Consider the following 26,091-nt stretch of genomic DNA (forward strand, 5'->3'; position numbering starts at 1 on the left):
GTCAGGGCGCGGTCGCCTGTCGTGGCGGCAGACTCCGGTAGTAGTCGCCGACACCGGCGAGGTACTCGGGGTCCAGCGTCTCGCGATCGGTCTTGAACCGCGGCGCGGCCTTTATCTCCTCCTCGGTGCACGCCACCCTGACCTCCTTGGCCTGGGCGTCGACGGCGGTGACGACGCCCACGGGTATCAGCACGCTGCTGCCGAACAGCCAGACTCCGGTGTCCACGATCAGATGGCGCAGGCCCGAGTCGTCGGCCTGCCGGCCCACATGCCCGATCGTGCCGTCGGACGCCACCACCGTGAACCCCGTGAGCTGCTGCCCCTCCGTGTGCCCGCTGTCCCCTGCGTACGACCAGATTCTGTCGGTGACCACGCCGCTCCTTCCGTCCCGTGTGCATTCCGTCTCGTCTGAGCCCGGGTGGAGCACCGCGGCCGGACATCCGCCGCCCGTCATGCTCCACGGGCAGCAAATACCCTGCCGACGGACTGGCATTCGCAACGATTTCGCCGAAAGGGCCTTCCGGCGTGCTTCAGGCTTCAGGCGCGCGCCAAGTAGCTGCGGATCGTCGTGCCGCACTCATCGGTGTGCGTGCGGACCAGATCCGACAGGTGGTGGACGAGGAGGAGGCCTCGGCCGCCGAGTTGGTCGGGGGGTGCCGGGCGGCGGCCCACGAGGAGGTCGGTCAGCCGTCCGGTGTCCTGGACCTCGCAGACGATCTGCTCGCTCTCCGCCCACAGGCGCAGCGTTCCTCTGCCGCCTGCGTGCACCACGCTGTTCGTGGTCAACTCCGCCACGACCAGCGCCAGATCCTGGAGGCGGACGGCTCCCATCCCCCGCTCCCGCGCCTCGTGGAGCGCGAAGTCCCGGGTGACCGGCAGGGCTTCGGCGTCGAACCGGAACGTCGCCGCCCCGGGCGGACTCGGCAGCGGCTCGTTGCAGCGGTCGAGGACCTTCACCGGGTCGTAGGCGCCGCTGACCGACTGATGGCCCGCGGTGATGAGCAGAGGGTGCGTGGCGTGGGCATCGGCGAGGACGTCGTCCGGGAGCGACCGGGCGTCGTACGGACAGAGGATGGTCACGTCCCGCCCGCGGAACGCCGTGTTGATCAGGGCCTCGTGCTGGACGCAGGCGGGATACTCCGTGGCGGTGCGGCCGGACCAGATCGGTTCGCCGATGATGCGCACAGGGCCGCCGCGCCTGGCGTCGGCGAAGGCCCGGAGGACCGACGGGATGATGCGGCCGGGGTTGCGGCCGGCTCTGGTCATGTCGACGAAGTGCACGGACTCGGCCGCCGTTCCCAGCGCGGCCGAGATCACTTCCAGCCGCGGGACGGGGGCGGCCACCGCGACGGGCTCCGACGCCGCCAGTCCCTCCAGGAGGAAGGGCACGGTCCCGGCCACGTACTCCTCGTCACCGCGGTAGAAGAGCGCGGGATGCACGAAGGGGGCGTCCTCCGTGGCCGTCGTCGTCATGCCGCCCCACCAGTCTTCGGGGGTAGGGGCCGAGAGGTCTGGGACATCCGCCACCGCCCGGCCCGGGTCTCGTGGGCACCGGGCACGAAGCCGACCGTCGGCCGACTCGGCCGGGGCGGCCCACCGCCGCGGGACCTCGACACGGACAACGATCTGTCCGTGCTGCCCATCAGGTCCACCGGTGCCGCCCCGGGGGCCACAATACGCCGTCGCACTGGCGTTCCATAAACATGTCCGCATCGGTGTCGCGCACCCCGCGGGCCGGTCGCACGTCTGCGCGCCCGGCCCGCGGGGTTCACCTGGTGACTGCCTCTCCGCCGTCACGCGCCTCGGGACCGCCCGCACCGGGAGGCCGCGAAGCCATCGGCGCCACCGGCTCCACGGGTGCCATGGGCCGCGTCGGCGCCACGGGCTGCCGTACGGCCGCGAGATGGCGGCGCGCCCTCTCCAGGGCACGCCTCACGTCTCGCGTGCCGGTCGACACGCAGAGCGTGTACGCGAGGTCCTGCGCCCGCTGGTCCGGTTTCACCACGGCGCCGCTCTCGCCCTCAGGGACGATCAGCGCCTCGTACTCGTCCACGAGCCTGCGCAGGGTCGTGGGATGGGGCATCAGCATCGGGCTCACTCCTCGTGTCTCCTCGACCTCCTCGGCTTTCCGCGTCACGCGGCCCTGCGCCCGTCGGTGTCGGTCCGCCCGTCGGCATCGGGGTGACCGGCTCCGGACTGCTGCCCGCCCATCGCCTCGTCCCTGACACGCGCGCAGCTGCGGCTGATGAGACGTGAGACGTGCATCTGGGAGATGCCGAGCACATCGGCTATGCGCGTCTGCGTCATGTCCTCGAAGAAGCGCATGTACAGGATGGCCCGCTCGCGTTCGGGCAGCCGGCGCAGTCCCTCCCTGGCCGCTTCCCGGTCGACGACCAGCTCGTACGAGGAATCGACGTCTCCCAGCGTGTCCGCGAGGCTGTAGTTGTCTTCCGCGGAGGCGAGTTCGGCGTCGAGGGACAGCGTGCTGAAGCTCTCCATCGCCTCCATCCCCGCGCCGACCTCGTCCTCCGTCAGCCCGGTGTGCGCCGCGATCGCGGCCACCGTCGGCTCCGGGGATCCGGGATTCAGCGTGAGATCCCGACGGGCCAGCCGCACCTTGTTCCGTAGTTCCTGGACCCGGCGGGGCACTCTGAGCGCCCACATCCGGTCCCGGAAGTGGCGCTTCACCTCACCGGTGATGGTGGGCACGGCGTAACTCTCGAACGCCCCGCGCGAGGGGTCGTACCGGTCGACGGCCTTCACCAGCCCCATGGCCGCGACCTGGCGCAGGTCCTCGACCGACTCGCCCCGGTCGCGGAACCGGCCGGCGATCCGGTGGGCCATGGGCAGCCATACGGTCACCAGTTCGTCGCGTACGGCGTCCCGTTCGGGGCCGTCCTCCAGTTCGGCGAGCCGGGCGAACGCGGCCGCGGCGTCAGGAGCATCGTCGTGCGAGTGCTTCGCGTGGGTGGACGGGTGCTTCGCATGGGCGGACGGCCGGGTGGATGAGTCCGGCCGGACAGCCGTCTCCGTGCTCATGGGCTCGCCAGGTCGATTAATCGACAAATCGCTAGACATATGGATTCGCTCCTGAGCATTGGCTTGCGGGGGAATGCCGCAGGAGGAGTGGTGTCGCCCGAGACGCCCGGAGGCCCCCGGAGCTCACACCTACTCGCTCCTACGGACGTGCCTCCGGTCCGAAGCACGAAATTCCGCTTGCCCGTGCTTCCCGAGGGAAAACACCGCTTCTCGAAATCGACCACGCGGTGCGGCGGCGGGATTCACGTCCCGTCACGGCTCCGGCCTGGCCTCGTCTCCCGTCGGCGCCCGCCCGAAACCCCCTCAAGAAAGGGAACAAAGGGGCGACTTCCGGCCAGATCCTCCCGGCGACTTATTTCTCTTACCTCTTTGAGGGAGTGGGCGGCCCGAAGCAGGGCATGCGGGCTTTGACACATCAGCGCCGACGAGTGGGGTGGACGGCATGACAGCCGTGACGGCAGGCGAAACAACGGCCACGGCACAGCGCACGCAGACGATCGACGAGACGGCACTGCCTCTCATCGACGAACCGTCGCTGATCAAGCCGAAGGACGCTCGCGAGCTGTCCCGACAGTTCTTCGACCGCCTGGCCGTGCTGGAGGAAGGCACGCGCGAGTACCAGTACGCGCGCAACACCCTGATCGAGATGAACCTGTCCCTCGTCCGGTACGCGGCCTCCCGGTTCCGCGGCCGGGGCGACTCGATGGAGGACATCGTCCAGGTCGGCACCATCGGGCTCATCAAGGCCATCGACCGGTTCGAGCTGACCCGCGAGGTGGAGTTCACCTCCTTCGCCGTCCCCTACATCGTCGGCGAGATCAAGCGGTTCTTCCGCGACACGAGCTGGGCCGTCCATGTGCCCCGCCGTCTGCAGGAGGCCCGGGTCGAGCTGGCGAAGGCCACCGAGGAACTGCGGACGCGTCTGGGGCGTACGCCCACGACCGCCGAGCTGTCGCAGCTCATGTCGCTGCCCGAGGAAGAGGTCATCGAGGCCCGCAAGGCGGCGAACTGCTACAACTCCTCATCGCTCGACGCGGCCCTCACCTCCGACGGCGACTCGCAGGGCGAGACCGTCCTGGCCGACTTCATCGGCGAGGACGACCACGCGCTGGAGCTCGTGGACGACCTCCACTCCCTGTCCCCCCTCATCGCCGACCTCGACGAGCGCGAGCGCCTCATCATCCATCTGCGGTTCGTCGAGGAGCGGACCCAGGCGGAGATCGGTGAGGTCCTCGGCATCTCGCAGATGCATGTGTCGCGACTGATCAGCCGCATCATCAAGCGGCTGCGCGCCGGTCTGCTCGATCCCTCGGTGGCGTGAAGCACCGTCCCGTCGGCAGCCTGACGCCGCACTGAATCGTCGAGCCCGCCGTCCCGCTCTCGCGAACGTTCCCACCTCGCGACAGCAGGGCGGCGGGCTCCGTCGTGCGCGGCTCCGGTGGCGTTTTCCAGGCAAGATCACCCTCCCCGGCACCAATCTGGCTCGAGCTTTGTTCACGGCATGACCTTCGGGTTAGCCTGCGGCGTACTTCTTCGACGGGCGGCCCCCGATTCACGGGTCCGCGCCGACGAGGAGGGGTCCGGCAGTGGGCCTGAAGTTCCCAGTCCCCCCTTTCACGGGACTCTTGTCTTGAACGGAACGAGGGTGCGCATGACCAGCCAGACGACCGACCCTGTCGGCCGCACACCGGGCGAACCGGAGCTGCGCCGGCTCCTGGCCGGACTGACCGCGGTACGGGACGGAGACTTCGGCACACGGCTGCCGGACGACGGCGGGGGTCTCCTGGGCGACATCGCCACCGTCTTCAACGGCATGGTCGACCAGTTGTCCGTGTTCACCTCGGAAGTCACCCGCGTCGCGCGTGAGGTGGGTACCGAGGGCACGCTCGGCGGACAGGCGGAGGTGCCGGGCGTCTCCGGCACCTGGGCCGATCTCACCGACTCGGTCAACGCCATGGCGGGGAACCTCACCACCCAGGTCCGTGACATCGCGCAGGTGGCGACGGCGGTCGCCAAGGGTGACCTCTCCCAGAAGATCGACGTGCCGGCCCGCGGCGAGATCCTGGAGCTCAAGAACACCATCAACACGATGGTCGACCAGCTCTCCGCGTTCGCCGACGAAGTGACCCGGGTGGCCCGCGAGGTCGGCACGGAGGGGCGGCTCGGCGGACAGGCGGACGTCAAGGGCGTCAAGGGCACCTGGCGCGACCTGACCGACTCCGTGAACTTCATGGCGAGCAACCTCACCGCCCAGGTCCGCAACGTGGCCCAGGTGGCGACCGCGGTGGCCAGGGGCGACCTCTCGCAGAAGATCACCGTCGACGCCCGGGGCGAGATCCTCGCGCTCAAGGAGACCATCAACACGATGGTCGACCAGCTCTCCGCGTTCGCCGACGAGGTGACGCGCGTGGCCCGCGAGGTCGGCACGGCCGGCAATCTCGGCGGGCAGGCCACCGTCCGCGGTGTCTCGGGCACCTGGAAGGACCTCACCGACAACGTCAACGTGATGGCGTCCAACCTGACGGGCCAGGTCCGCTCGATCGCCCAGGTCGCCACCGCCGTGGCCCGCGGCGACCTGTCGCAGAAGATCACGGTCGAGGCCAAGGGTGAGGTCGCGGCCCTGGCGGACGTCATCAACACGATGGTCGACACGCTGTCCGCCTTCGCGGACGAGGTCACCCGGGTGGCCCGCGAGGTCGGCACCGAGGGCCGCCTGGGCGGGCAGGCCCAGGTGCCGAACGTGGCGGGCACGTGGAAGGACCTCACCGAGAACGTCAACTCGATGGCGAACAACCTCACCGGCCAGGTGCGCAACATCGCGCTGGTGACGACGGCGGTGGCCAAGGGCGATCTGTCCAAGAAGATCGACGTGGACGCCCGGGGCGAGATCCTGGAACTCAAGACGACGATCAACACGATGGTCGACCAGCTCTCGGCGTTCGCCGCCGAAGTGACCCGCGTGGCCCGCGAGGTCGGCAGCGAGGGACGGCTCGGCGGACAGGCCGAGGTCGAGGGTGTCTCCGGCACCTGGAAGCGTCTGACGGAGAACGTCAACGAGCTCGCGGGCAACCTGACCCGGCAGGTCCGCGCGATCGCCGAGGTCACCAGCGCCGTCGCCGAGGGCGACCTGACCCGCTCGATCACCGTCGAGGCGTCCGGCGAGGTCGCCGAGCTCAAGGACAACATCAACTCGATGGTCGAGTCCCTGCGCGAGACCACCCGGGCCAACCAGGAGCAGGACTGGCTCAAGACCAACCTCGCGCGGATCTCCGGCCTGATGCAGGGCCACCGGGACCTGTCCGTGGTCGCCGAGCTGATCATGGACGAGCTCGCGCCCCTGGCGTCGGCGCAGTACGGCGCGTTCTACCTCGCGGAGGAGGCCGGGCGCGGCCACGAGCTGCGGCTCGTCGGCTCCTACGGCTGGCCCGACGACGACGGGCGTCCCGTCCGCATCCCCTTCGGCCGCTCGCTGGTCGGTCAGGCCGCGCGCAGCCGCCGCACCATCTCCGTGGACGAGCTGCCGCCGGGATACGTGACCATCTCCTCGGGGCTCGGCCAGACCGTGCCGACCGCCCTGGTGGTGCTGCCCATCACGGTCGAGGACCAGGTGCTCGGAGTCATCGAGCTGGCCTCGGTCACCCGCTTCACACAGATCCACCAGGACTTCCTGGGCCAGGTGATGGAGACCATCGGCGTCAACGTCAACACCATCGTGGCCAACGCGCGGACCGACGAGCTGCTGGACGAGTCCCAGCGCCTGACCACCGAACTGCAGGCCCGCTCGGAGGAGTTGCAGGTCCAGCAGGACGAACTGCAGCGCTCGAACGAGGAACTGGAGGAGAAGGCCTCACTGCTGGTCGCGCAGAACCGTGACATCGAAGCGAAGAACCTGCAGATCGAACAGGCGCGACAGGAACTGGAGACCCGCGCCCAGCAGTTGTCGCTGGCCTCCAAGTACAAGTCGGAGTTCCTGGCGAACATGAGCCACGAACTGCGGACCCCGCTGAACAGCCTGCTCATCCTCGCCCAGTTGCTGGCGCAGAACCCCTCACGCAACCTCACCCCGAAGCAGGTCGAGTACGCGGGCATCATCCACTCCGCGGGATCCGACCTGCTGCAGTTGATCAACGACATCCTCGACCTGTCGAAGGTCGAGGCCGGGAAGATGGAACTCGCTCCCGAGCGCGTCCCGCTGCGGCAGCTTCTCGAGTACGTCGAGGCGACCTTCCGGCCGATGACGACGCAGAAGAGCCTCAACTTCACCGTGCGCACCGCGCCCGGGGCGCCCGGCGACCTCCTCACCGACGACTCCAGGCTGCGTCAGGTGCTGCGCAACCTGCTGTCGAACGCGGTCAAGTTCACCGAGCAGGGCGGTGTCGAGCTGCGTATCGAACCGGCGGCCGACGACGAAGTGCCCGACGGTGTGCTCCGGGGCGGCACCATCGTGGCGTTCCGCGTGCGGGACACGGGGGTCGGGATCCCGGAACAGCATCTGGAGACGATCTTCGGAGCCTTCCAGCAGGCGGACGGGACGACGAGCCGCAAGTACGGCGGCACCGGCCTCGGTCTGTCCATCACACGGGAGATCGCGCAGCTGCTCGGCGGTGCCGTCACCGTCGCCAGCACGCTCGGCCAGGGCAGTACGTTCACGCTGTTCCTGCCCGTGGCGCGCGCCGACTTCGAGGACCTCCTGAGCGGCGACCGGTCGTCCGAGAAGGCCCTCACCGCGGCTCCGTCCGAGGAGTCGGCGACGCATGTTCCGCCCTCGGGACCGGGAGCCCTGCCCCGGAGCCGCAGGCGTCGGCTGCTGGTCGTCGAGGAACGGCAGCGCGGCCTGTTGACCCTGGTCGCCGAGAGCACGGTCGCGGACGTCGCCCATGGTCCGGACACCGGTGATCCACGCGGCACGGTCGACGTCATCACCGCCGTCGGGGCACAGGAGGCGGCGAGCGCGCTGGCCGCGGGACCCTGCCACTGCGTCGTTCTGGAACTCGGCATGCCGGACGGCGAGGCGACCCGGTTCCTGGACGCCATGCACGGCGACTCCGCGCTCGCGAACGTTCCGGTCCTCGTCCACAGCGGTCACCGCGCGGATCTGGCGCAGGAACAGGCGCTGCAGGCGCGTGCGGGCACGCGTGCCCTGGAGTTCCTGTCGAGCCTCGACGAACTGCGCGAGCGCATCGCCCTGCACCTCTCCGCGGAGGAACTGGGAGATGTTCCCTCCCTGGCCCGCGCCGAGGGACCGCAGCCCGAGACACCGCACCCCGTCGAGGACGCCTTCCTCGGCCGCACGGTCCTGGTGGTCGACGACGACGCCCGCAACCTCTTCGCGCTCAGCGGGATCCTGGAACTCCAGGGGTTCCACGTCCTGCACGCGGACAACGGCCGCAAGGGCATCGAGACGCTGCTGCACCACCCGGACATCTCGCTCGTCCTGATGGACGTGATGATGCCGGAGATGGACGGCTACACGGCCACGGCGGAGATCCGGAAGATGCCCCAGTACGCGGGGCTTCCCATCATCGCCGTCACCGCGAAGGCGATGCCCGGCGACCGGGAGAAGAGTCTCGCCTCCGGGGCGAGCGACTACGTCACCAAGCCGGTCGACACCAACGACCTCATCGCCTGCGTCCGCCAGTGGCTGCCCGCGTGAGCCGCACCGAGCAGTGCCCTGATCCGGCCGGGGAACGGTCGCCGGACGAGTCCGCGGAGGAGCCGGCAGACGAGACGGAGGACGAGACGAGGGACGAGACGAGGGACGAGACGGGGGGCGGGTCGGGGGACGAGTCGTCCGAGGATTCGGCCGCCCTTCTCGCGACCTACCCGGTGGGCAGGCTCGCCGCCACGGTGGAACGCCTGCGCCGCGAGGTGCGGGCGGCCCAGGTCGAGGCCGACGGACGTGCCCTGATCGAACTGGCCAAGGGCATCCTGGTGGAGCGGCTGGGGTGCGGGCCCGCACAGGCCGCCCGCCAGCTCGCCGAACTCACCGAGCAGGCCGGTGTGAGCACCCTCGAACTCGCCGTCGAGGTCATCAACCAGGCTGCCCGCGACCGGCTTTCGGAGGTGGCCGACGCCTTCCTGACCGCCGCGAAGTCCACCGCCGCCGCCACGGGCGACGGGTCGTCGAACGCGCACTCCCCCGCCGTACGGATGCGGGAGGCCGAGAGCGGCGCCCTGGCCGCCCCCGACACCCAGGCGGTCGCCGACTCCCTGCTGCAGCACGCCCTGACCCCGCTCGGTGCGGTGGCCGTGGCCATCTGGACCGTGCGCTCCGACGGCTCCCTGACATTGGCCGGCAGTGCCGGGTTCTCCCCGGCGGAAGCCGGGCGCTGGCACCACGTGCCCCCGGGCGTGGTGACGGTGGCACGCACCAGCCTCTCCGAGCGCGCCGGGCAGTGGATCGGATCACTGGCCGAGACCGGTCTTCCCTCCATCGGCCAGCACCAGTACCCCGACGGCGGAAGGGCCGCCGTTCCCGCCGGCACCGGAGGCCGCATCCACGGGGCCCTGGAGATCGTCTGGCCCTCCCGCCTGGAACCGCAACCGCCTCAAGTGGTCCGGCAGGTCGAGGCGCTGGCGGAACTGTGCGCCCGCACGCTGGAGACGTACGCCTTCGTGCACGGCGACGAAGCCCTGCGCGAGCCGCGTGTCGTCCCCGACGCCACCGAGCTGGTGGACCTGGCCGACGGGCTGCACGACCCGGCCCTGGTCCTCGTCCCCTATCTCGACGGCGGGCAGCTCGTCGACTTCCACATCCATCACGTCAACAGCCGTTTCCTCGATCCGGCCGGCCGGCCGCGCGGGCTCGTCAACGGCGCGATGCTGCTGGAGGCGTACCCGATGGCCGCCGGGGAGAGCGACCTCTTCCAGCGGATCGAGCGGGTCTACGCCACGGGCGAGCCGTTCCGCGCGCAGCGCATGAACCTCACGGCTCTCGTCGACCAGGTGCCGCTGTCCGCCGTGGCGGAGATCAGCATCAGCCGGCACGCCAACAGCGTGCTGCTCATCTGGCGCATCGAGGACGAGACGGCACGGCTCGCGAGCATCCTGCAGCACGCACAGCGCCTGGGCCGCATCGGCGGCTTCGAGGAGAATCTGCTCACGGGCGAGATCACCTGGAACACCCAGCTCTTCACCCTGTACGGCAGGTCCCCGTCGAGCGCGCCCGTGCCGTTGGAGGAGCTGCCCGTCCACGCGCATCCGGACGACGCCGTCGCCATCGGCCGCTTCCTGCGCACCGTGCTCCATCACCGGCGACCCGCGTCCGCGTCGTTCAGGCTCCGGCGTCCCGACGAGGTGACGCGCCACATCCGGGTGGTGGCCGAGCCGGTGCTCGACACCGATGGCCGGCTGTTCGTCGTACGCGGGGCATACCAGGACATCTCCGCCCAGCACTGGACGGAGGTCGCGCTCGCCGCCACCCGTGTCCAGCTCGCCCACACCGAGCAGCAGGCGACCGAACGCAGCCGCCTCACGCTGCAGCTTCAGCACGCGATCATGCCCCCGACCCAGGACCCGTTGCGGGCCCCCGGAATCGACGTGGCGGTCCGCTACCGGCCGGCCGAGACGGAGCATCTGGTGGGGGGCGACTGGTACGACGCGGTCGTCCTGCCGTCCGGTCTCGTGCTCCTGTGCGTGGGTGACGTGGCCGGTCACGGCATGGAGGCGGCGACCAGCATGGTCGTCCTGCGGAACGCGCTGCGGGGACTGGCCGTGACGGGCGCGGGCCCGGGTCAGCTGCTGACCTGGCTCAACAGCGTGGCGCACCATCTGACGGGCACCGTCACCGCCACCGCGGTCTGCGGTCTCTACGACCCGCAGAACCGTACGTTGCGGTGGGCCAGGGCCGGTCATCTGCCGCCCGTGCTGGTACGCGAGACGGGGGCGACGTCCCTGCCCCTGGTCAAGGGGTTGCTGCTGGGCGCGGCGCCCCAGGTGACGTACGAGGAGGACGAGGTCCAACTGGCCGTCGACGACACGCTGTTGATGTACACGGACGGCCTGATCGAGCGCCGGGACCGCTCGATGGAGGAGTCCATGACCCAGCTGCTGACGATGGTCCGTACGGCCCCGTCCACGCTCGACCAGCAACTGGACCGGCTGCTCACGTACAGCCGGTCGGACACCGACGACGACACCTGCATCATCGGCATCCGCGTGTCGTAGCCGCGACGCCGACGAGAGTCTGATCACGTCGCGCCGGCGGCCGGCGGGGGCATCGAATGCGCACAGGGGGGTAACCGGCCCAAGCCGTCAATTCTTCGGGAGGTACCTGTGTCCATTGCCCAGAACCCGCTGTCCGTCGAGGTCGCACTGCCTCGCGAGGGCATCGCCCTGCTCACGGTCGAGGGCCATCTGGACATCGACACCGCAACAGGGCTGCAGCATCACCTGGCGAACCAGTTCCAGCACGGCCGTCGGCACTTCCTGCTCGATCTCTCGGCGGTGCCCTTCATGGACTCGTCCGGGATGAACATCATCATCAGGGCCTACCAGCAGACCCGGGAGTCCTCGGGGAGCGTGCACATCATCGGGCCACCACCTGCCGTGCTGCGGATCCTGGACCTCACCGGGGTCAGCATCACCGTGCCGGTGTCGGACACCGTCGACGAAGCACTCGCCCTCGTGGACAAGCCGCGGGACGAGCCCGAGTTCTGAACAACGGGAGCGCGAACGGTACGGCGGCGTGGAGAGGAGGTCAGGGATGGGGCGATGGATGACGACGAACAATCACACGGAGCGAGTTCCGCGAGGCGGTCAGGCCGTCCTGGCGTCGGCGACGTCGTCCTCGTGGATCTCCTGCGCCGCGGCGGCACAGAACGCGACCAGGCCCTCCAGCAGTGCGGTCCGTTGCTCGGCCGGCATGTGCTCCAGTACGGACTGCAGAGCCCGCTCGCGGCGGGACCGCAGATCGACCAGGAAGGCACGTCCACGGCGGCTGAGGTACAGCCGCAGTTCGCGACGACTGGTGGCACCGGGTCTGCGTTCGACGAACCCCACGGCCTGGAGGCGGTCGCAGAGCCGGCTGGTCGAGGGTGGCGTGGACCCCAGGTCGTCGGCGAGCGTGCGCAGGTTGATGCCCTCGTGGTGTTCCAGGATGAACAGCACACGCAGCTGGGACGCCGAGACCGGAGCCGTCGAGGCACGCCCCCACAGGACTTCCAGCAGTTCCGCCGCCTCCGAGGTGACGCGCGCCACTTCCTGGGGCCGCGGGCGCGCGTAGGAGGAAGTCACGGTGACACTCTCCCAGGCTTCCCGGACGCTGTCAGCCCGCCGCCTCGGGCGGCCGGCCCCAATGACCGACTCACACAACAGACGTCGGCGTCGTGTACCCGACGAAACGGACCCGACACCGACGCGGAGAGAATGGCATATCCACCATCGTGAACAGATTCGTGGCAGCCGAGCGCGCACTGCGCTCCGCGGCACCGCACCAGTTGCTGGACGCGGTCCGCGAGGTGCTGTGCAACCAGTACGAGGCGCAGGATGCCGAACTATTCCTCGCCGACTACGGACTGACCCTGCTGCAGCCCGTGTCCGCGGTGCGGCGCACCCTGGCCGACCCGCTGCCGGTGCACGACAGCCCGGCCGGCCGGGCCTTCGGGGCGCAGGAGCCTTACACGGAGGACCACGGCGGCGGCAGCGTGCGTCTTCATCTGCCGGTCACCGTGCGCGGCGACCGGCTCGGAGTGCTGACCGTCACCCTGCCCTCGGCCGAGGCGGCCGGGGAGTGCCGGACCGAACTGGCCGAGGTGGCCGAGGTCCTGGGCCACGAGGTGGTCGTCGCCGACCGCGACACAGACCTGTATCTGCTGGCGCGGCGCAGGGACCGGCTCACCCTGGCGGCGGAGATGCAGTGGCAGCTGCTGCCCGCCCGCTCCTGCGCCCGGCCCGAGTTCACACTCGGCGCCCAACTGGAGCCCGCCTACGCCGTGTTCGGCGACAACTTCGACTGGTGCGTCACCGCCGACCGGCTGACGCTCTATGTCACCAACGGCATGGGCGAGGGCATCGACGCCTCGCTGCTGACCAGCCTCGGCATCAACGCGCTGCGCAACGCCCGGCGGGCGGGCATCCCCATCGCGGACCAGGCGGCCCTCGCCGACCAGGCGGTGTACGCCCACTACCGAGGCGCCGCGCACCTGTCCGTACTGCTGATGGACCTCGAACTGTCCACCGGACGCCTGCGGATCGTCGACGCCGGCTCGCCCCGGATGCTGCGTCTTCGCGACCGGTCCGTCACGACCGTGGACATGGAGGCACAGCTGCCACTGGGCATGTTCGAGGAAACCGACTATGTGGCACAGGAGTTCACCGTCGAGCCCGGCGACCGGCTCGTCGTCGTCAGCGACGGGGTCCACGCGGTCGTGGCCCCGGGCGGCGAGCGGTACGGCGACCGGGCGCTGGCCCGCGCCGTCACCTCCACGAGCCTGGTGCCGGCCCCCGAGGTGCCCGGAGCGGTGCTGCGGGAGCTGACGGGGCATCGCGGCGGACCCGAGCCGGACGACGACGCGTTGGTGGTCTGTCTCGACTGGCACGGAAAGCAGTCGGCGCCCTAGGCGGGCACCCGCACCGTAGGTGTCCCGCCGGACGGCGCCACGGCTACAGTTGTCATCCGGCAAGCTTTACATCGCTTTCTCGTTGCCCTCGGCAAGTTCGGAGCGATACGACGCACGTGACGCACGTAAGGAGTGGAACAGGTGCCGGAGCACGAAACGGCAGGACAGCACGGATCGCCCGCACGGGAGGTCGGGGACTTCCTGCGGCGCCGCCGCGAGCAGGTCGCCCAGCGGTGGGCCGACACCCCCTTGTTCCGGACGGTCTTCACCGTGTCCAGGGACGAAGCGGTGGAAGCGGGCAAGGCCGTGATCGAGGCACTGGCCGCGGTGGCCTCGGCCGGACGCGTCGAGGACACCGAGGCGGACGGATTCACCGTGGTGCGCGAGCAGTTGACGCGCACGGCGGCGGCCCGGTCACGCGCCGGCGCCGGCTCGGCACAGGTGTCGAACGAGGTGGACGCCCTGCGACCGCCCGTCGTGGACCTCCTGGTCGCCGACCTGTCGCAGTCGTCCGCCGAGCACGTACGGGAGTGCGCCACCGCGGCGACCGTACTGATGGGCACGCTGCGGCTGGTCGTCATGGAGTCGGCGCTGAACGAGGGCCGGGCCCTCATCGACCGGCAGCGGATGGAACTGCTGGAGACGGCCACTCCGGTGATCAGGCTCTGGGACGGCATCGTCGCCGTACCGCTGATCGGCACGCTCGACAGCGCCCGCAGCCAGGTGGTGATGGAGACGCTCCTGGAGTCCGTCGTCGACCAGCACGCGCGCTTCGCGATCCTGGACATCACCGGTGTGCCGACCGTCGACTCCCTGGTGGCGCAGCACCTGATGAAGACGGTCGCGGCGGCGCGACTGATGGGAGCGGAGTGCATCGTCTCCGGCATCCGGCCGGCCATCGCGCAGACCATCGTCCACCTCGGTCTGGACCTGGGCACGGTGGTCACCCGCGCCAGCCTCGCCGACGCTCTGGCGTACGCGCTCGACCAGCAGGGCTCCGGCATCGTGGACCCGGTGTCCCGCGGGGCGGTCGCGCGGTGACCCACGCGCACACGGGACCTCCGTGGGGGTCCGTCCCGGTGCTGCGGCTCGGCGACGTCCTCCTCGTGACCCTCCAGGGCGATCTGCACGACAGTACGGCGGAACAGCTCCAGCAGGACATCAGCGAGACCATCGCGAGCAGTTCGACCACCGGTGTGGTCATCGACCTCTCGGGCGTCGAGATGGTCGACTCGTTCCTGGGGCGAGTGCTGGCCGAGATCGCTGCCAAGGCGAGTCTCCTCGCCGCGCAGACCGTGGTGGCCGGCATGCGGCCCGCGGTCGCGATCACGTTGGTGGAACTGGGGCTGACACTGCCGGGTCTGCGCACCGCGCTCACCACGGAGGACGCCCTCGGCCTCCTGGCCGGGGAGGCCTCGCCCTACCGTTCCCACGGCACACGGCGGGAGCATCCGTGATGCAGACAGCCGGCTGTGTCGACGCCCGCCTGCCGATCCACTCGGACATGGATCTGGTGTGGGTACGGCAGCATGTGCGGCAGACGGCCGCGCAGCTGGGCTTCGGCCTGGTGGAGCAGACCAAACTGGTCACCGCGGCGAGCGAACTGGCCCGCAACACGCTGGTGCACGGCGGGGGCGGCGAAGTGGAGGCCACTGTCCTGAAGAACGGTCACGCACCGGGGCTGCGGCTGGCGTTCATCGACGAGGGACCGGGCATCGCGGACCTGGAGCGCGCTCTGAGCGACGGCTACACCTCGGGTGACGGCCTCGGTATGGGTCTGGGCGGCGCCCGGCGGCTGGTCCACGAGTTCGCGGTCGACAGCAGCCCCGGAAACGGCACCACGGTCACGGTGACCTCGTGGACCGTCCGTCCGCCGCGGTACCGGGAGGAGACCTGATGCCCCGCGTCTGGGACGTCCCGGTCCACGACTCGACACGCGTACGCGACGCCAGGGTCGCGGCGGAGGGCGCTGCCGCCCTGGCCGGGCTGGACAGGAACCGCACCGCCGCCGCCGCGCTCGTGGCCACCGAACTCGCCACCAACCTGCTCAAGCACGCCAAGGGAGGCCAGTTGCTCATAGAGACCGTGCCCCCTCCCGTGCTGCCGGCCGGGCAGGAGGCGACCTCCGTGGTGCAGATCGCCGCGATCGACCACGGCCCCGGCATGGCCGACGTGCCGGCCGCCCTGCGCGACGGTTTCTCCACGGCGTCCACCCTGGGCGCCGGCCTCGGCGCCTGCCGCCGCATCACCGACGACTTCGACCTGCACAGCGTGCCGGGCCGGGGCACGGTCGCGCTGGCACGGATCGGCGCCACCCGCGGTCGCGGCCACGCGGCCCTTCCCACCCCGGTTGCCGCCGCGGCCCGGGCCGGAGGGGTCAACATCCCCTTCGCCGGCGCGGAGTTCTCGGGCGACGCCTGGGCGTGGGTCCGGTCGGGCCACCGTACGACCCTGATGCTGGCCGACGGACTGGGCCACGGCCCCGAGGCCGCCCGGGCCTCGTCCGCCGCGGTGGAGGCACTGCGCCGCTCGGGCCATCTGCCGCCGGCCGAAGTGCTCCGGTACCTGGACGCGGAACTCCGCCCCACCCGGGGCGCCGCGGTCGCCGTCGCCCAGCTCGACACCGAAACCGGGCGGCTTACCTTCTCCGGGATCGGGAACATCGGTGCCCGGCTGCGCACGGGTGAGGGCTGGCGGCCCCTGCTGTCCCGTCCCGGCATAGTCGGAGCCCACCGGCCCACGACCATCCCGGAACACCGAGCGACGTGGGGAGCGGACTGTCTGCTCGTCCTGCACAGCGACGGGCTGCCCAGCCGCTGGACCCCGCCCGCGGACGCCTGCCTCGCGTCCTTCGACCCGGCTGTGATCGCCTCCGTAACGGTGCGCGACGCGAGCAGCTCCGCCCGGCCGGTACGGGACGACACCGCAGTCGCCGTACTGAGCCCCGTTCCGCCGGACGGCACACCATGATGCGTACCTGGCACATCACCACGGTCACCGACGCCGCACGGGCCCGTATCGACACGGCACGTCTGACGGCCGCGTTCGGGGTGCCCGGTCTGGAGCGGACCCGGCTGACCACCGCGCTCAGCGCGCATCTGCGGCAGTGCCTCACGAAGGGCGGCACATGGCGGCTCCGTCTGGAGGCGACGCCCGCGGTGCCGCCCGGGGACGGTCTCCTGCAGGCCGTCGTGACCTCCTTCGACGACGCCGGCGCCGACGGGCAGCCGCCATGGCACATGACGGTCACCTGCCCGGAGGGCGCGGACCTGTCGGACGTCGGCCCCGTGGCGGACGATCCCGCGATCCTGGCCGAGGCGCTGCTGGGCGCCGACGAGGACACGGCCCTGGTCCTGGAGAAACTCGGCGAGCAGGAAGGGCTGGTGGACTTCCACCGGGAGGAGCTCCACCAGACCAACCAGGGTGTGCTGGCGCTGCACGCGGAACTGGACGCGGCGGGACGGGCCCAGCGCGAGCTCTTCGCCGCCGAGCGGATGGCCCGTACGGAGGCGGAGAGCGCCCGCCGCAGGCTGACGTTCCTGGCCGACGCCAGCGCCGTACTCACGGCCTCGCTCAACCACGACGAGATCGTGCGGCGGCTGCCCAGTCTTCTGGTGCCGGAGTACGCCGGCAGCGTCGACGTGTGGCTGTTCGACGGCGAGGGCAACGAGCCGCGGCAGAGTCCGCGTCCGGCCGCCGCCGTGGTCGCGGCCCGCAGCGGGCGCCCCCAGTACGCCGCCGACCATCCGGGCGGCCTGCCCGGCGTCGACGACCAGCCCCCCTCGGCGCTGCATCCCACGCAGCCCCTGCTCTGCGTTCCGCTGCCGACGCGGCGGGCGCCGCTGGGGGTGCTGATCCTCACGCCGCCCGGCGAACGCTGGGACGCCGACGACGCGGTCATGCTGATCGAGCTCACGCGCCGCGCCAGCATCGCCATCGACAACGCCCGGCGCTTCGAGCACAACCGGGACATCGCCGAGACACTGCAGCGGGCCCTGCTCACGGACCTGCCCACCACTCCGGAACTGGGCCTGGCGGCCCGCTATCTGCCGGCCACCCACGGTCTGAACATCGGCGGGGACTGGTACGACGCGTTCCGCCAGCCCGACGGCAGCCTGATCACCGTCATCGGCGACGTGACGGGACACGGGCTGCACGCCGCCGTCATGATGAGCCAGTTGCGCACGGCGCTGCGCGCGTACGCCGTCGACGGAGGCACCCCCGGCCAGCTCCTCACCCGGCTGCACATCCTCCTGCACCACCTGCAGCCCGATCTGTACGCGACGGCCGTCATCGCGCGCTTCCACCCCGACGATCCGACGCTCACCTGGGCCGCCGCGGGCCACCCGCCGCCGGTGCTGCGTACCCCCGACGGGCAGGTGCACACACTCGACGCCAAGCCCGGTGCCATGCTCGGCATCCCACTGCGGCAGGAGATCGGCGACCACACCGTGCGCCTCGCCCCCGGTTCGACGCTGGCCCTCTACACGGACGGGCTGGTCGAGCGCCGCGCCCACGGCATAGACCCCGGTATCGAGCGTCTGGCCGCGTCGCTCGGGGCCTTCCGGTCCGAGGACCTCGAGGCGGACCTGGACGGCTCGGCCGACCGTCTCCTGCAGCCGTTGCTGAGCGACTCCGAGCGGGACGACGACGTATGTCTGCTCCTGTGCCACCTCCCGAGCCAGCGGGCGAAGTCCGCACGGCGCTCCCCCACCGGACTGCCCGTCTGACGGGCCTCAGCCACCGGCCGCCGTTCCTCCCCCGCCGCCTTGCCCGTCACCTCGCGGTTGCGGACGTGTGCGGGCACGGGCCTGCTGGAAGGCTCCCAGTCCCCGTTGCAGAGAGGCGCGTTCGCCGGGTGTCATCGCCTCGAACACGGTCGCGAGACACAGGGATCGCCGCTCGGTGATGTCCGCCAGGAACCGCCGCCCGTCGGCGGTGACCACCAGCCGCACCTCACGGCGGTTGTGGGGCTGGACGGTCCGCTGGAGCAGCCCGGCGGAGACGAGCCGGCCGCACAACCTGCTGGCGGTGGGCAGCCCTATCTCCAAGTGCTCGGCCAGAGCGGTGAGATTGAGCTCGGGCCGACGGCGGACCGTCTGCAGGGCGAACAGCTGACGCGCTGAGAGCTGCGGGACGACGTCCTCGGCCGCCGCGAACCAGAGCGTCACCAGACTCTCCACCGTGTCGACGACGTGGCGGGCAAGCGTCTCCGGCTCGTTGACGGGGTTCTGGTCGCGGCCCGTGGGCCGGTCGGTCTCCACAAGCGCTCTCTCAGTGAACTCCGGACAGGGCAGCTGTCATGTAGGTCGGCCCTACCCGAAGAACCGGGCGGTACACGGCCCGACTCCCGCTCGTTGTACGCGTGCCCGTGCCGCTCGGGGCCGAACGCCGTCCGGCCTCCCGACCCTCCGCGCGGTGCGCGGGGTCGGGAGGCCGGGTCGATGGCCGGATGCCTGGTCAGCCGGTGGCGAGAGCGCTCCTCAGCACGGTCACGGCCTGACTGATGGCGGCACGGGCCGCGTGGGTGTCAGAGAGGGCGTTGAGCATCACGAAGTCATGGATGATGCCCTGGTAGCGGACCGCCGTGACCGGGACGCCCGCCTCGCGCAGCTTGTTGGCGTAGGCCTCGCCCTCGTCGCGCAGGACGTCGGCCTCGCCGGTGATGACCAGGGCCGGCGGCAGGCCGGTGAGCTGCTCGGTGGTGGCGCGCAACGGGGACGCGGTGATCTCGGCGCGCTGCTTCTCGTCGGTCGTGTACTGGTCCCAGAACCACTGCATGGCGTCCCGGCGCAGGAAGTAGCCCTCGGCGAACTGGTGGTACGAGCCGGTGTCGAAGGCGGCGTCGGTGACCGGGTAGAAGAGGACCTGCTGGACGAGCGGCACGTCACCGCGTTCCTTGGCCATCAGGGTCAGGGCCGCGCTCATGTTGCCGCCGACGGAGTCGCCCGCGACCGCGATACGGGAGGCGTCCAGGTCGTGGCCGGCGCCGTCGGTGACGACCCACCGGGCGACGGTGTAGTTCTGCTCGATGGCGACGGGGTAGCGGGCCTCGGGCGAGAGCTCGTACTCGGGGAAGACCACGGCCGCGTTCGCGCCGACGGCGAGTTCACGGACCAGGCGGTCATGGGTGTGGGCGTTGCCGAAGACCCAGCCGGCGCCGTGGATGTAGACGATCACCGGGAGGACGCCGGAGGCACCCGCCGGGCGGACGATGCGCGCCCGGACCTGTCCCGTGGGGCCGCCGGGGACGGTGACCCACTCCTCGTCGACGTCGGGCTTGGCGATGTCGCCCGACTGCACCTCGTCGACGGTCTTGCGGCCCTCTGCCGGGCCGAGGTCGAACAGGTAGGGCGGGTTCGCGGTCGCCTCGGCGAAGGCCGCGGCGGCGGGTTCGAGGACCGGGCGGGGGCCGGTGGTGTCGGTCATGGCGATCTCCTCGGATCAGGTGCCGTGGGCAGGCTCCGTCGGCTGTCTTCGCCGGAGCGGCGGCACACCAAGAAAGTAGCGCGCTATTCAGTCGTGCGCAACTCATTTGGGCCCGATAGAATCGAGGAGACTCGAACGGTAGAGTGGAGGTCTCCGTGCGACGCACCGGAGCAGGCACAGGAACAGGGAGCGACACCGTGAGCGCACCAGGGGCCGAACCGACCCAGGAGGGTTCCCTGCTCCTGGACGACCAGCTCTGCTTCGCCCTCTACGCGGCCTCACGCGCGGTCACCGCCCGCTACCGGCCCCTGCTCGACGAACTCGGACTGACCTATCCGCAGTACCTGGTCATGCTCGTGCTGTGGGAGCAGGACCAGATCTCCGTACGGGACCTGGGCAACGCCCTCCAGTTGGAGTCCAGCACCCTCTCCCCGCTGCTCAAGCGCCTTGAGGCGAACGGCCTGCTGCGGCGCGAGCGCAGGGCGGACGACGAGCGCTCCGTCGCCCTGCGCCTCACCGACGCGGGAGCCCTGCTCAGGGAACGGGCGGACACCGTCCCCCTGGCCATCGGCGACGCCATGGGCCTGACCCCCGAACAGGACGCCACGGCAAAGCAGTTGCTCCGCCTACTGACGACGAACGTCACCCGCTGAGAACAGCCCCGCGCCCCCTAAGGGGCGCGGGGAACTGCGCGCTCAGCCCTCACCGGGCCGCAGACTCGTCACCGCGCCCCGGCGAAGGACTCACCCGACTACTGCCGAGTCCACTTCTGATTCGCGCCCCCACCACACGTCCAAAGGACGATCTTCGTGCCGTTGGCGGTCGCAGCGTTGTAGGCATCCAGGCAGAGCCCGGCATTGACATTGGTCACGGTCCCGTCGGCGTTCACGTTCCACTTCTGGTTGTTGCCGCCGTTGCAGTCCCAGATGACGACCTTCGTGCCGTTGGTGGTCCCCGCCTGGTAGGCGTCGAGGCACTTGTTTCCGTAGACCACGAGTTCCTTGCGCGCGGTGTACGTCCAGGACTGGTTGACGCCGCCCGCGCAGTCCCACAGCTGCGCCTGGGTCCCGTTGGTGATGGTGTTGTTGTCGACGTCCAGGCAGCGGCTGGACTGCTGTCCCGTGAACTGCGTGCCGTTGGTGCCCGGCAGCGGCCGTACCTCGATCGCGTCCAGATCGGGCGTCCAGGCGGAGGAGTTGGAGAACGTCAGAGTGTTCGCCGAGCCCTTGGTCAGGGACACCTCGACCGAGACGGTGCCGGGCGTGGTCCAGGAGCCGGTCGGCGGGAAGGAGACCTTGGTGGCCGTCTGCCCGTTGACCTGGAGGACCGCCGTTCGGGCCGCGCTGTCGCCGTTGACGTAGGCGATGTCGACGACCTTGGTGCCCGTGTCGGCCGCCGAAACGGCGTTGAACCGCAGGGTGTTGGCCGCGCCGTTGCCGACGCCGCCCACCTTGGTGCCACCGGAGCAGTTGACACAGGCGGCGTCGGCCGCGAAACCGCTCTTGGTGTTGGCGGAGGCCTCGGCCTCGTACGTGGTGCTCGCGGCCTCGGTGGCGCCGGTGACCGTGAGCATCACGGAGTCCTTGGCGGGGACGTTGACCGTGTAACTCGTCCCGAAACTGCCCACGTTGGCCCGCGTCCAGAGGTTGCGGACCGTCGCCGACGCGTTGGTCAGGCCCAGGTCCGACCAGCGGACGGTCATGTTCTGCGCGCTGGAGGTGCGGTTGAGCAGGACGACGGCCCGCTTGCCGGTGCCGGACAGGACCTTGCCGTACACCTGCAGCCCGGAGGTGTCCTCGGCGACCTTGACGCCCTGGAGGCCGCGCGAGTCCTGGTCGACCGCGATAACCTCGGGGTTCTTCAGGATGTTCGCCGATTCGGTGCTCATGGTCGCCAGGTTGTTGCCGGCGAGGAGCGGTGCCCCGGACACGGCCCAGAGGTTCATGTGGCTGCGGTTCTGGGCGGCGGTGAAGCCGTCCATGCCGACCATCAGCATGTCGGGGTCGTTGTAGTAGCCGGTGTGCTGGGCGGTGGGGTGCACGTTGGTGTCGAAGTTGGTCAGCATGCTGTCCCACGAAGGCGAGTTGCCGTGGAAGATGATGTCGGTATTGGTCCGCCACAGGGCGGCCATTCCGGCACCCCAGTTCCACGGGTTCTGCTTGCCCCAGTTGCAGATCGACAGGGTCAGCGGCCGTCCGGTGGTGGCCGTCGCCTGCGCGGCAGCATCACTGATGGCCTGGTACGTGGTCCTGGCGTCGAGCCCCTCCACATCGCCGCCGCACCAGTCGACCTTGACGTAGTCGAAGCCCCACTGCGAGAACTGGAGCATGTCCTGCTCGTAGTGACCCTCGCTGCCGCTGCCCGGGGCCGCTGGACGGCCGGTCGGGAAGTAGTAGCCGCAGCCGTCCCTGCCCGCGTCGGTGTAGATGCCCGCCTTGAGGCCCTTGCTGTGGATGTAGTCGGCGATGGCGCTCATCCCGCCGGGCCACTCGGACTCGTCGATGGTGATGTTGCCCGCGCTGTCGCGGGTGCCCTGCCACCAGCCCTCGTCGAGGTTGATGTACTTGTAGCCGGCCGCAGGCAGGCCCGCCGCGACGAACGCGTCGACCTGCGCCTTGATGACGTTGTAGTCGATCTTTGCGGCGAAGGTGTTCCAGGATGCCCAGCCCATCGGCGCCGTGGGCACCGGAATCTGATTCGACGTCACCGCGACCGGCTGCGCCCGGTCGAGTTCGACAGCCCCCTGCTGCTCCTGGAGACCGACCAGGGCACCGGCGGCCAGGGCGAGTACGGCGGCGCGGACAACGACGGCTCTGCACAGACGTCTTGCACGGGGGACGAACTGCTGAAAAGGCATGGGGTTCCTTCCGGGGGCGCGGCAACCCAGCACACAAGGATGGTCGATATACCGAACGCTGCACGAGTTGTCGAACCAATGGGACGCCGAAGCTAGGCCCGCACCACATGGAAGTCAACGGATCGTCACCACTGGATTTCCATCAGCCGCACAGGCCCCGGGAGGCCGACGCCCACGACAGACACCCGTGGTGCGAAATTAACCGGAGCCGAACGCGCCGGAAGCGTTGACGTGTCCCCACCCCAAATCTATGTTTTGGTCGAACTTCCGCACGCCGTACGGTATTTCGAACGCCTTCGACGCCCGTTCCTCCGTTCACCAGTTCATCCGTACGCCCGTGAACCCGTCGCCCGGTCCCGCCCCCTCCGCGCAGAGACGAGGAACGAATGGCCCCCGCCCTTCCCAGACGGAGACTCCTCCAGGCCGCACTGTTCGCCACGGCGACACCGGCGTTCTCGTACGCGGCGGGAGGCGGCTCGGCCGCTGCGGCAACGCTGCCCGCGCCCTCCGCGTGGACGCTCCGGCCGTTCGAGCTCAAGGACGTGAAGGTCGGTCAGGGCGTCTTCGCCGCCAAGCGTCAGCTGATGCTCGACCACGGCCGCGGCTACGACGTGAACCGGCTGCTCCAGGTGTTCCGCGCCAACGCCGGGCTCTCCACCGGCGGGGCGGTCGCCCCCGGTGGCTGGGAGGGCCTGGACGGTGAGGCCAACGGCAATCTCCGCGGCCACTACACCGGCCACTTCCTGACCATGCTGTCCCAGGCGTACGCGAGCACCGGCGACCAGGCCTACGCCGACAGGATCCGCACCATGATCGGCGCCCTGACCGACGTGCGCGCGGCCCTGCGCAAGGATCCGGCGGTGCTCAGCGCCACCGGAAAGTTCGGCACCGCCGCGGAGAACGTGCGCGGCTCCTACCAGTACGTCAGCCTGCCGGCCGCCGTCCTCAACAGCTCCGCGACGATCACCCTGTCGGCCTGGGTGAAGCCCACCCACAACGCCAACTGGACCCGGATCTTCGACTTCGGCAACAACAACACCCGGTACATGTACCTGGCCGCCCGCAACGCGAGCGGCGTACCGCGCTTCGCCATCTCGACCAACGGGCCCGGCGGGGAACAGGGACTCAACGGCACCGCCGCGCTGCCGCTGAACCAGTGGAGCCACCTGGCGGTCACCATCTCGGGCAGCACCGGCACCCTCTACGTCAACGGCACCTCCGTCGCCCAGAACACGTCGATGACCCTCAACCCGTCGTCCCTGGGCGCCCTGACGAACAACTGGCTCGGCCGCTCGAACTTCGACGACCCGATATTCGCGGGCGTCTACGACGAGTTCAACGTCTGGTCGCGGGCGCTGACCGCGGCCGAGATCACGTCGCTGCAGAGCAATCGCGCCGCCGCCTCCTCGGCGGGCCGCGGCACCCTGGCCTCGTACACCTTCGACGAGACCACGGGCGGCACCTTCGCCGACGCCTCGGGCCGTGGGCTGACCGCGACGCTGCGGCGCACCTGGGGCGGGCCGAGCCACGCCGGCTTCCTCGCCGCCTATCCGGAAACGCAGTTCATCGACCTGGAGTCGCGGACCAGCCCGGACTACACCAAGGTGTGGGCGCCCTACTACACCGCGCACAAGATCCTCAAGGGCCTGCTGGACGCCTACCTGGCCACGGACGACGCGCGGGCACTCGACCTCGCGTCCGGCATGTGCGACTGGATGTACTCCCGGCTGTCCAAGCTGCCCGAAGCCACCCTGCAGCGCATGTGGGGCATCTTCTCCAGCGGCGAGTTCGGCGGCATCGTCGAGACGATCGTCGACCTGTACACGATCACCGGCAAGGCCGAACACCTCGCGCTGGCCAAGCTGTTCGACCTCGACAAGCTCATCGACGCCTGCGCCGCGAACACCGACACGCTCGACGGACTGCACGCCAACCAGCACATCCCGATCTTCACCGGCCTGATCCGGCTGTACGACGCGACGGGCGAGGCCCGTTACCTCACCGCCGCGAAGAACTTCTGGGGCATGGTCGTGCCCCACCGCATGTACGGCATCGGCGGGACCAGCACGGCCGAGTTCTGGAAGGCGCGCGGGGTCATCGCGGGCACGATCAGCGACACCACCGCCGAATCGTGCTGCGCGTACAACCTGCTCAAGCTCAGCCGGATGCTGTTCTTCCACGAGCAGGACCCGAAGTACATGGACTACTACGAGCGGGCCCTCTACAACCAGGTCCTCGGCTCCAAGCAGGACAAGGCCGACGCGGAGAAGCCGCTCGTCACCTACTTCATAGGCCTGACGCCCGGTCATGTCCGGGACTACACCCCCAAGCAGGGCACCACCTGCTGCGAGGGCACAGGTATGGAGAGCGCCACCAAGTACCAGGACTCGGTGTACTTCAAGAAGGCCGACGGGAGCGCGCTGTACGTCAACCTCTACAGCCCGACCACCCTGACCTGGGCCGAGAAGGGCGTCACGGTCACGCAGACCACGGACTACCCGAGGGAGCAGGGCTCCACCCTCACCTTCGGCGGCAGCAGCGCGGCCTTCGAGCTGCGGCTGCGCGTGCCGTCCTGGGCGACGAGCGGCTTCCGGGTGACGGTCAACGGCAGTGCGGTGAGCGGGACTCCGGTCGCCGGGAGCTACTTCGCCGTCTCACGGACCTGGCAGAGCGGTGACGTCGTGAAGGTCGCCATCCCCTTCCGGGCCCGGGTCGAGAAGGCCCTGGACGACTCGGGACTGCAGACCCTGTTCTACGGTCCGGTCAACCTGGTCGCCCGCAACTCCGGTACCAGCTATGTGCAGTTCGGGCTCTACCGCAACGCCGCCCTCTCCGGCGACCTGCTGCCGAGCCTCTCCCCCGTGTCCGGCAAGCCGCTCCACTACACCCTGAACGGCACGGAGTTCGCCCCGTTCTTCGAGGGCACCGAGGACCCCACCCACGCCTACTTCCGGCGCTCCGAGCCCAAGGTGGTCTTCGGCACCACCGATTCCGGCGTGAACAACCCAGCCAGGTCCGACGGCACCACACTCCTGGACGAGATCTGGGCAGGAGCCCCCTTCAGCACCAAGGCCGCCCTGGTCTCGCGCGCGCAGAGCACGGTGAACTCCTGGGTGTCGGCGGGCCTTCTCGCCCAGGCCGACGGCCAGAAGGTGGTGACCACGGCACAGAACGCCTCGTACGTGTCCTGACGCCCTGGCCATGCAC

Annotated in this window: 20 protein-coding genes; 12 read left to right on the forward strand and 8 right to left on the reverse strand. The window is 70.1% G+C overall.

The genetic code is table 11. The features are described from left to right. Position 1 precedes the first annotated feature (1 nt). From ACN20J_RS04245 to ACN20J_RS04260, 4 genes are all read right to left on the reverse strand, one after another. Positions 2-373 (reverse strand): PRC-barrel domain containing protein, encoded by a 372-nt coding sequence (locus ACN20J_RS04245; protein ID WP_419665269.1) that lies wholly within the window; start codon positions 371-373, stop codon positions 2-4. 164 nt (positions 374-537) lie between these two features. Next, positions 538-1,473 (reverse strand): anti-sigma factor RsbA family regulatory protein, encoded by a 936-nt coding sequence (locus tag ACN20J_RS04250; protein WP_419665270.1) that lies wholly within the window; start codon positions 1,471-1,473, stop codon positions 538-540. A gap of 295 nt (positions 1,474-1,768) precedes the next feature. Next, positions 1,769-2,089 carry a DUF5133 domain-containing protein gene (locus ACN20J_RS04255; protein ID WP_361997315.1) on the reverse strand — a complete coding sequence of 107 codons (321 nt, stop codon included), beginning with the start codon at positions 2,087-2,089 and terminating at the stop codon, positions 1,769-1,771. A gap of 44 nt (positions 2,090-2,133) precedes the next feature. Next, the gene (locus ACN20J_RS04260) at positions 2,134-3,039 is read right to left on the reverse strand and encodes a SigB/SigF/SigG family RNA polymerase sigma factor (protein WP_190231312.1); all 906 of its coding nucleotides are present in this window, start codon (positions 3,037-3,039) and stop codon (positions 2,134-2,136) included. 442 nt (positions 3,040-3,481) lie between these two features. On the opposite strand from ACN20J_RS04260, the gene ACN20J_RS04265 reads away from it, so the two are divergent. The 4 genes from ACN20J_RS04265 (at position 3,482) to ACN20J_RS04280 (ending at position 11,697) form a co-directional block, all read left to right on the forward strand. Further along, positions 3,482-4,360: an RNA polymerase sigma factor SigF gene (locus ACN20J_RS04265; RefSeq protein WP_419665271.1), complete on the forward strand. Its 879-nt coding sequence runs from the start codon at positions 3,482-3,484 to the stop codon at positions 4,358-4,360. A gap of 330 nt (positions 4,361-4,690) precedes the next feature. Further along, a complete protein-coding gene (locus ACN20J_RS04270; RefSeq protein WP_189841753.1) occupies positions 4,691-8,692 on the forward strand; it encodes a HAMP domain-containing protein in 4,002 nt (1,333 codons plus the stop codon). Further along, entirely contained in the window at positions 8,689-11,205 is a 2,517-nt protein-coding gene (locus ACN20J_RS04275; protein ID WP_189841752.1) for a SpoIIE family protein phosphatase, read from the forward strand. Before ACN20J_RS04270 ends, ACN20J_RS04275 begins: the two co-directional genes overlap by 4 nt. 108 nt (positions 11,206-11,313) lie before the next feature. Then, positions 11,314-11,697, forward strand: a complete 384-nt coding sequence (locus ACN20J_RS04280; protein ID WP_419665272.1) for an STAS domain-containing protein — start codon at positions 11,314-11,316, stop codon at positions 11,695-11,697. A 99-nt stretch (positions 11,698-11,796) separates the two neighbouring features. On the opposite strand, the gene ACN20J_RS04285 is transcribed toward ACN20J_RS04280, so the two are convergent. Continuing rightward, positions 11,797-12,273 carry a MarR family winged helix-turn-helix transcriptional regulator gene (locus tag ACN20J_RS04285; RefSeq protein WP_189841750.1) on the reverse strand — a complete coding sequence of 159 codons (477 nt, stop codon included), beginning with the start codon at positions 12,271-12,273 and terminating at the stop codon, positions 11,797-11,799. A 149-nt stretch (positions 12,274-12,422) separates the two neighbouring features. Here ACN20J_RS04285 and ACN20J_RS04290 point away from each other — a divergent pair, with 149 nt between their 5' ends. The 6 genes from ACN20J_RS04290 (at position 12,423) to ACN20J_RS04315 (ending at position 18,328) form a co-directional block, all read left to right on the forward strand. Continuing rightward, positions 12,423-13,598, forward strand: a complete 1,176-nt coding sequence (locus tag ACN20J_RS04290; RefSeq protein ID WP_361997321.1) for a PP2C family protein-serine/threonine phosphatase — start codon at positions 12,423-12,425, stop codon at positions 13,596-13,598. A gap of 141 nt (positions 13,599-13,739) precedes the next feature. After that, entirely contained in the window at positions 13,740-14,639 is a 900-nt protein-coding gene (locus tag ACN20J_RS04295) for an STAS domain-containing protein (RefSeq protein ID WP_189841748.1), read from the forward strand. Beyond that, positions 14,636-15,055 carry an STAS domain-containing protein gene (locus ACN20J_RS04300; protein WP_189841747.1) on the forward strand — a complete coding sequence of 140 codons (420 nt, stop codon included), beginning with the start codon at positions 14,636-14,638 and terminating at the stop codon, positions 15,053-15,055. The genes ACN20J_RS04295 and ACN20J_RS04300 overlap by 4 nt, the downstream gene beginning before the upstream one ends. After that, positions 15,055-15,495, forward strand: a complete 441-nt coding sequence (locus ACN20J_RS04305) for an anti-sigma regulatory factor (RefSeq protein WP_189841972.1) — start codon at positions 15,055-15,057, stop codon at positions 15,493-15,495. The genes ACN20J_RS04300 and ACN20J_RS04305 overlap by 1 nt, the downstream gene beginning before the upstream one ends. Continuing rightward, positions 15,495-16,568 carry an ATP-binding SpoIIE family protein phosphatase gene (locus tag ACN20J_RS04310; RefSeq protein WP_361997323.1) on the forward strand — a complete coding sequence of 358 codons (1,074 nt, stop codon included), beginning with the start codon at positions 15,495-15,497 and terminating at the stop codon, positions 16,566-16,568. Before ACN20J_RS04305 ends, ACN20J_RS04310 begins: the two co-directional genes overlap by 1 nt. Beyond that, positions 16,565-18,328: a PP2C family protein-serine/threonine phosphatase gene (locus tag ACN20J_RS04315; protein ID WP_419665273.1), complete on the forward strand. Its 1,764-nt coding sequence runs from the start codon at positions 16,565-16,567 to the stop codon at positions 18,326-18,328. The genes ACN20J_RS04310 and ACN20J_RS04315 overlap by 4 nt, the downstream gene beginning before the upstream one ends. Positions 18,329-18,334: 6 nt before the next feature. Here the strand turns inward: ACN20J_RS04315 and ACN20J_RS04320 are convergent, their stop codons facing one another. Together ACN20J_RS04320 and ACN20J_RS04325 are read right to left on the reverse strand one after the other, a co-directional pair. Then, positions 18,335-18,862, reverse strand: a complete 528-nt coding sequence (locus ACN20J_RS04320; protein ID WP_419665274.1) for a MarR family winged helix-turn-helix transcriptional regulator — start codon at positions 18,860-18,862, stop codon at positions 18,335-18,337. A gap of 196 nt (positions 18,863-19,058) precedes the next feature. Beyond that, positions 19,059-20,027, reverse strand: a complete 969-nt coding sequence (locus tag ACN20J_RS04325; protein WP_419665275.1) for an alpha/beta hydrolase — start codon at positions 20,025-20,027, stop codon at positions 19,059-19,061. 197 nt (positions 20,028-20,224) lie between these two features. Between ACN20J_RS04325 and ACN20J_RS04330 the strand changes: the two genes are divergently transcribed. Beyond that, positions 20,225-20,680: a MarR family winged helix-turn-helix transcriptional regulator gene (locus ACN20J_RS04330; RefSeq protein WP_419665276.1), complete on the forward strand. Its 456-nt coding sequence runs from the start codon at positions 20,225-20,227 to the stop codon at positions 20,678-20,680. A 98-nt stretch (positions 20,681-20,778) separates the two neighbouring features. Here the strand turns inward: ACN20J_RS04330 and ACN20J_RS04335 are convergent, their stop codons facing one another. Continuing rightward, positions 20,779-22,884, reverse strand: a complete 2,106-nt coding sequence (locus ACN20J_RS04335; protein ID WP_419665277.1) for an RICIN domain-containing protein — start codon at positions 22,882-22,884, stop codon at positions 20,779-20,781. A gap of 386 nt (positions 22,885-23,270) precedes the next feature. Here ACN20J_RS04335 and ACN20J_RS04340 point away from each other — a divergent pair, with 386 nt between their 5' ends. Then, positions 23,271-26,075 (forward strand): beta-L-arabinofuranosidase domain-containing protein, encoded by a 2,805-nt coding sequence (locus ACN20J_RS04340; RefSeq protein ID WP_190231321.1) that lies wholly within the window; start codon positions 23,271-23,273, stop codon positions 26,073-26,075. Positions 26,076-26,091 lie beyond the last annotated feature (16 nt).

The sequence above is a fragment of the Streptomyces sp. 2-1 genome, assembly GCF_048564895.1.
Taxonomy (GTDB): Bacteria; Actinomycetota; Actinomycetes; order Streptomycetales; family Streptomycetaceae; genus Streptomyces; species Streptomyces phaeochromogenes.

Coding starts and splice junctions, on each gene's coding strand:
- ACN20J_RS04250 (WP_419665270.1), bottom strand. CDS start 1,473: ATGACGACGACGGCCACGGAGGACGCCCCCTTCGTGCATCCCGCGCTC.
- ACN20J_RS04255 (WP_361997315.1), bottom strand. CDS start 2,089: ATGCTGATGCCCCATCCCACGACCCTGCGCAGGCTCGTGGACGAGTAC.
- ACN20J_RS04260 (WP_190231312.1), bottom strand. CDS start 3,039: ATGAGCACGGAGACGGCTGTCCGGCCGGACTCATCCACCCGGCCGTCC.
- ACN20J_RS04265 (WP_419665271.1), top strand. CDS start 3,482: ATGACAGCCGTGACGGCAGGCGAAACAACGGCCACGGCACAGCGCACG.
- ACN20J_RS04270 (WP_189841753.1), top strand. CDS start 4,691: ATGACCAGCCAGACGACCGACCCTGTCGGCCGCACACCGGGCGAACCG.
- ACN20J_RS04305 (WP_189841972.1), top strand. CDS start 15,055: ATGCAGACAGCCGGCTGTGTCGACGCCCGCCTGCCGATCCACTCGGAC.
- ACN20J_RS04310 (WP_361997323.1), top strand. CDS start 15,495: ATGCCCCGCGTCTGGGACGTCCCGGTCCACGACTCGACACGCGTACGC.
- ACN20J_RS04315 (WP_419665273.1), top strand. CDS start 16,565: ATGATGCGTACCTGGCACATCACCACGGTCACCGACGCCGCACGGGCC.
- ACN20J_RS04325 (WP_419665275.1), bottom strand. CDS start 20,027: ATGACCGACACCACCGGCCCCCGCCCGGTCCTCGAACCCGCCGCCGCG.
- ACN20J_RS04335 (WP_419665277.1), bottom strand. CDS start 22,884: ATGCCTTTTCAGCAGTTCGTCCCCCGTGCAAGACGTCTGTGCAGAGCC.
- ACN20J_RS04340 (WP_190231321.1), top strand. CDS start 23,271: ATGGCCCCCGCCCTTCCCAGACGGAGACTCCTCCAGGCCGCACTGTTC.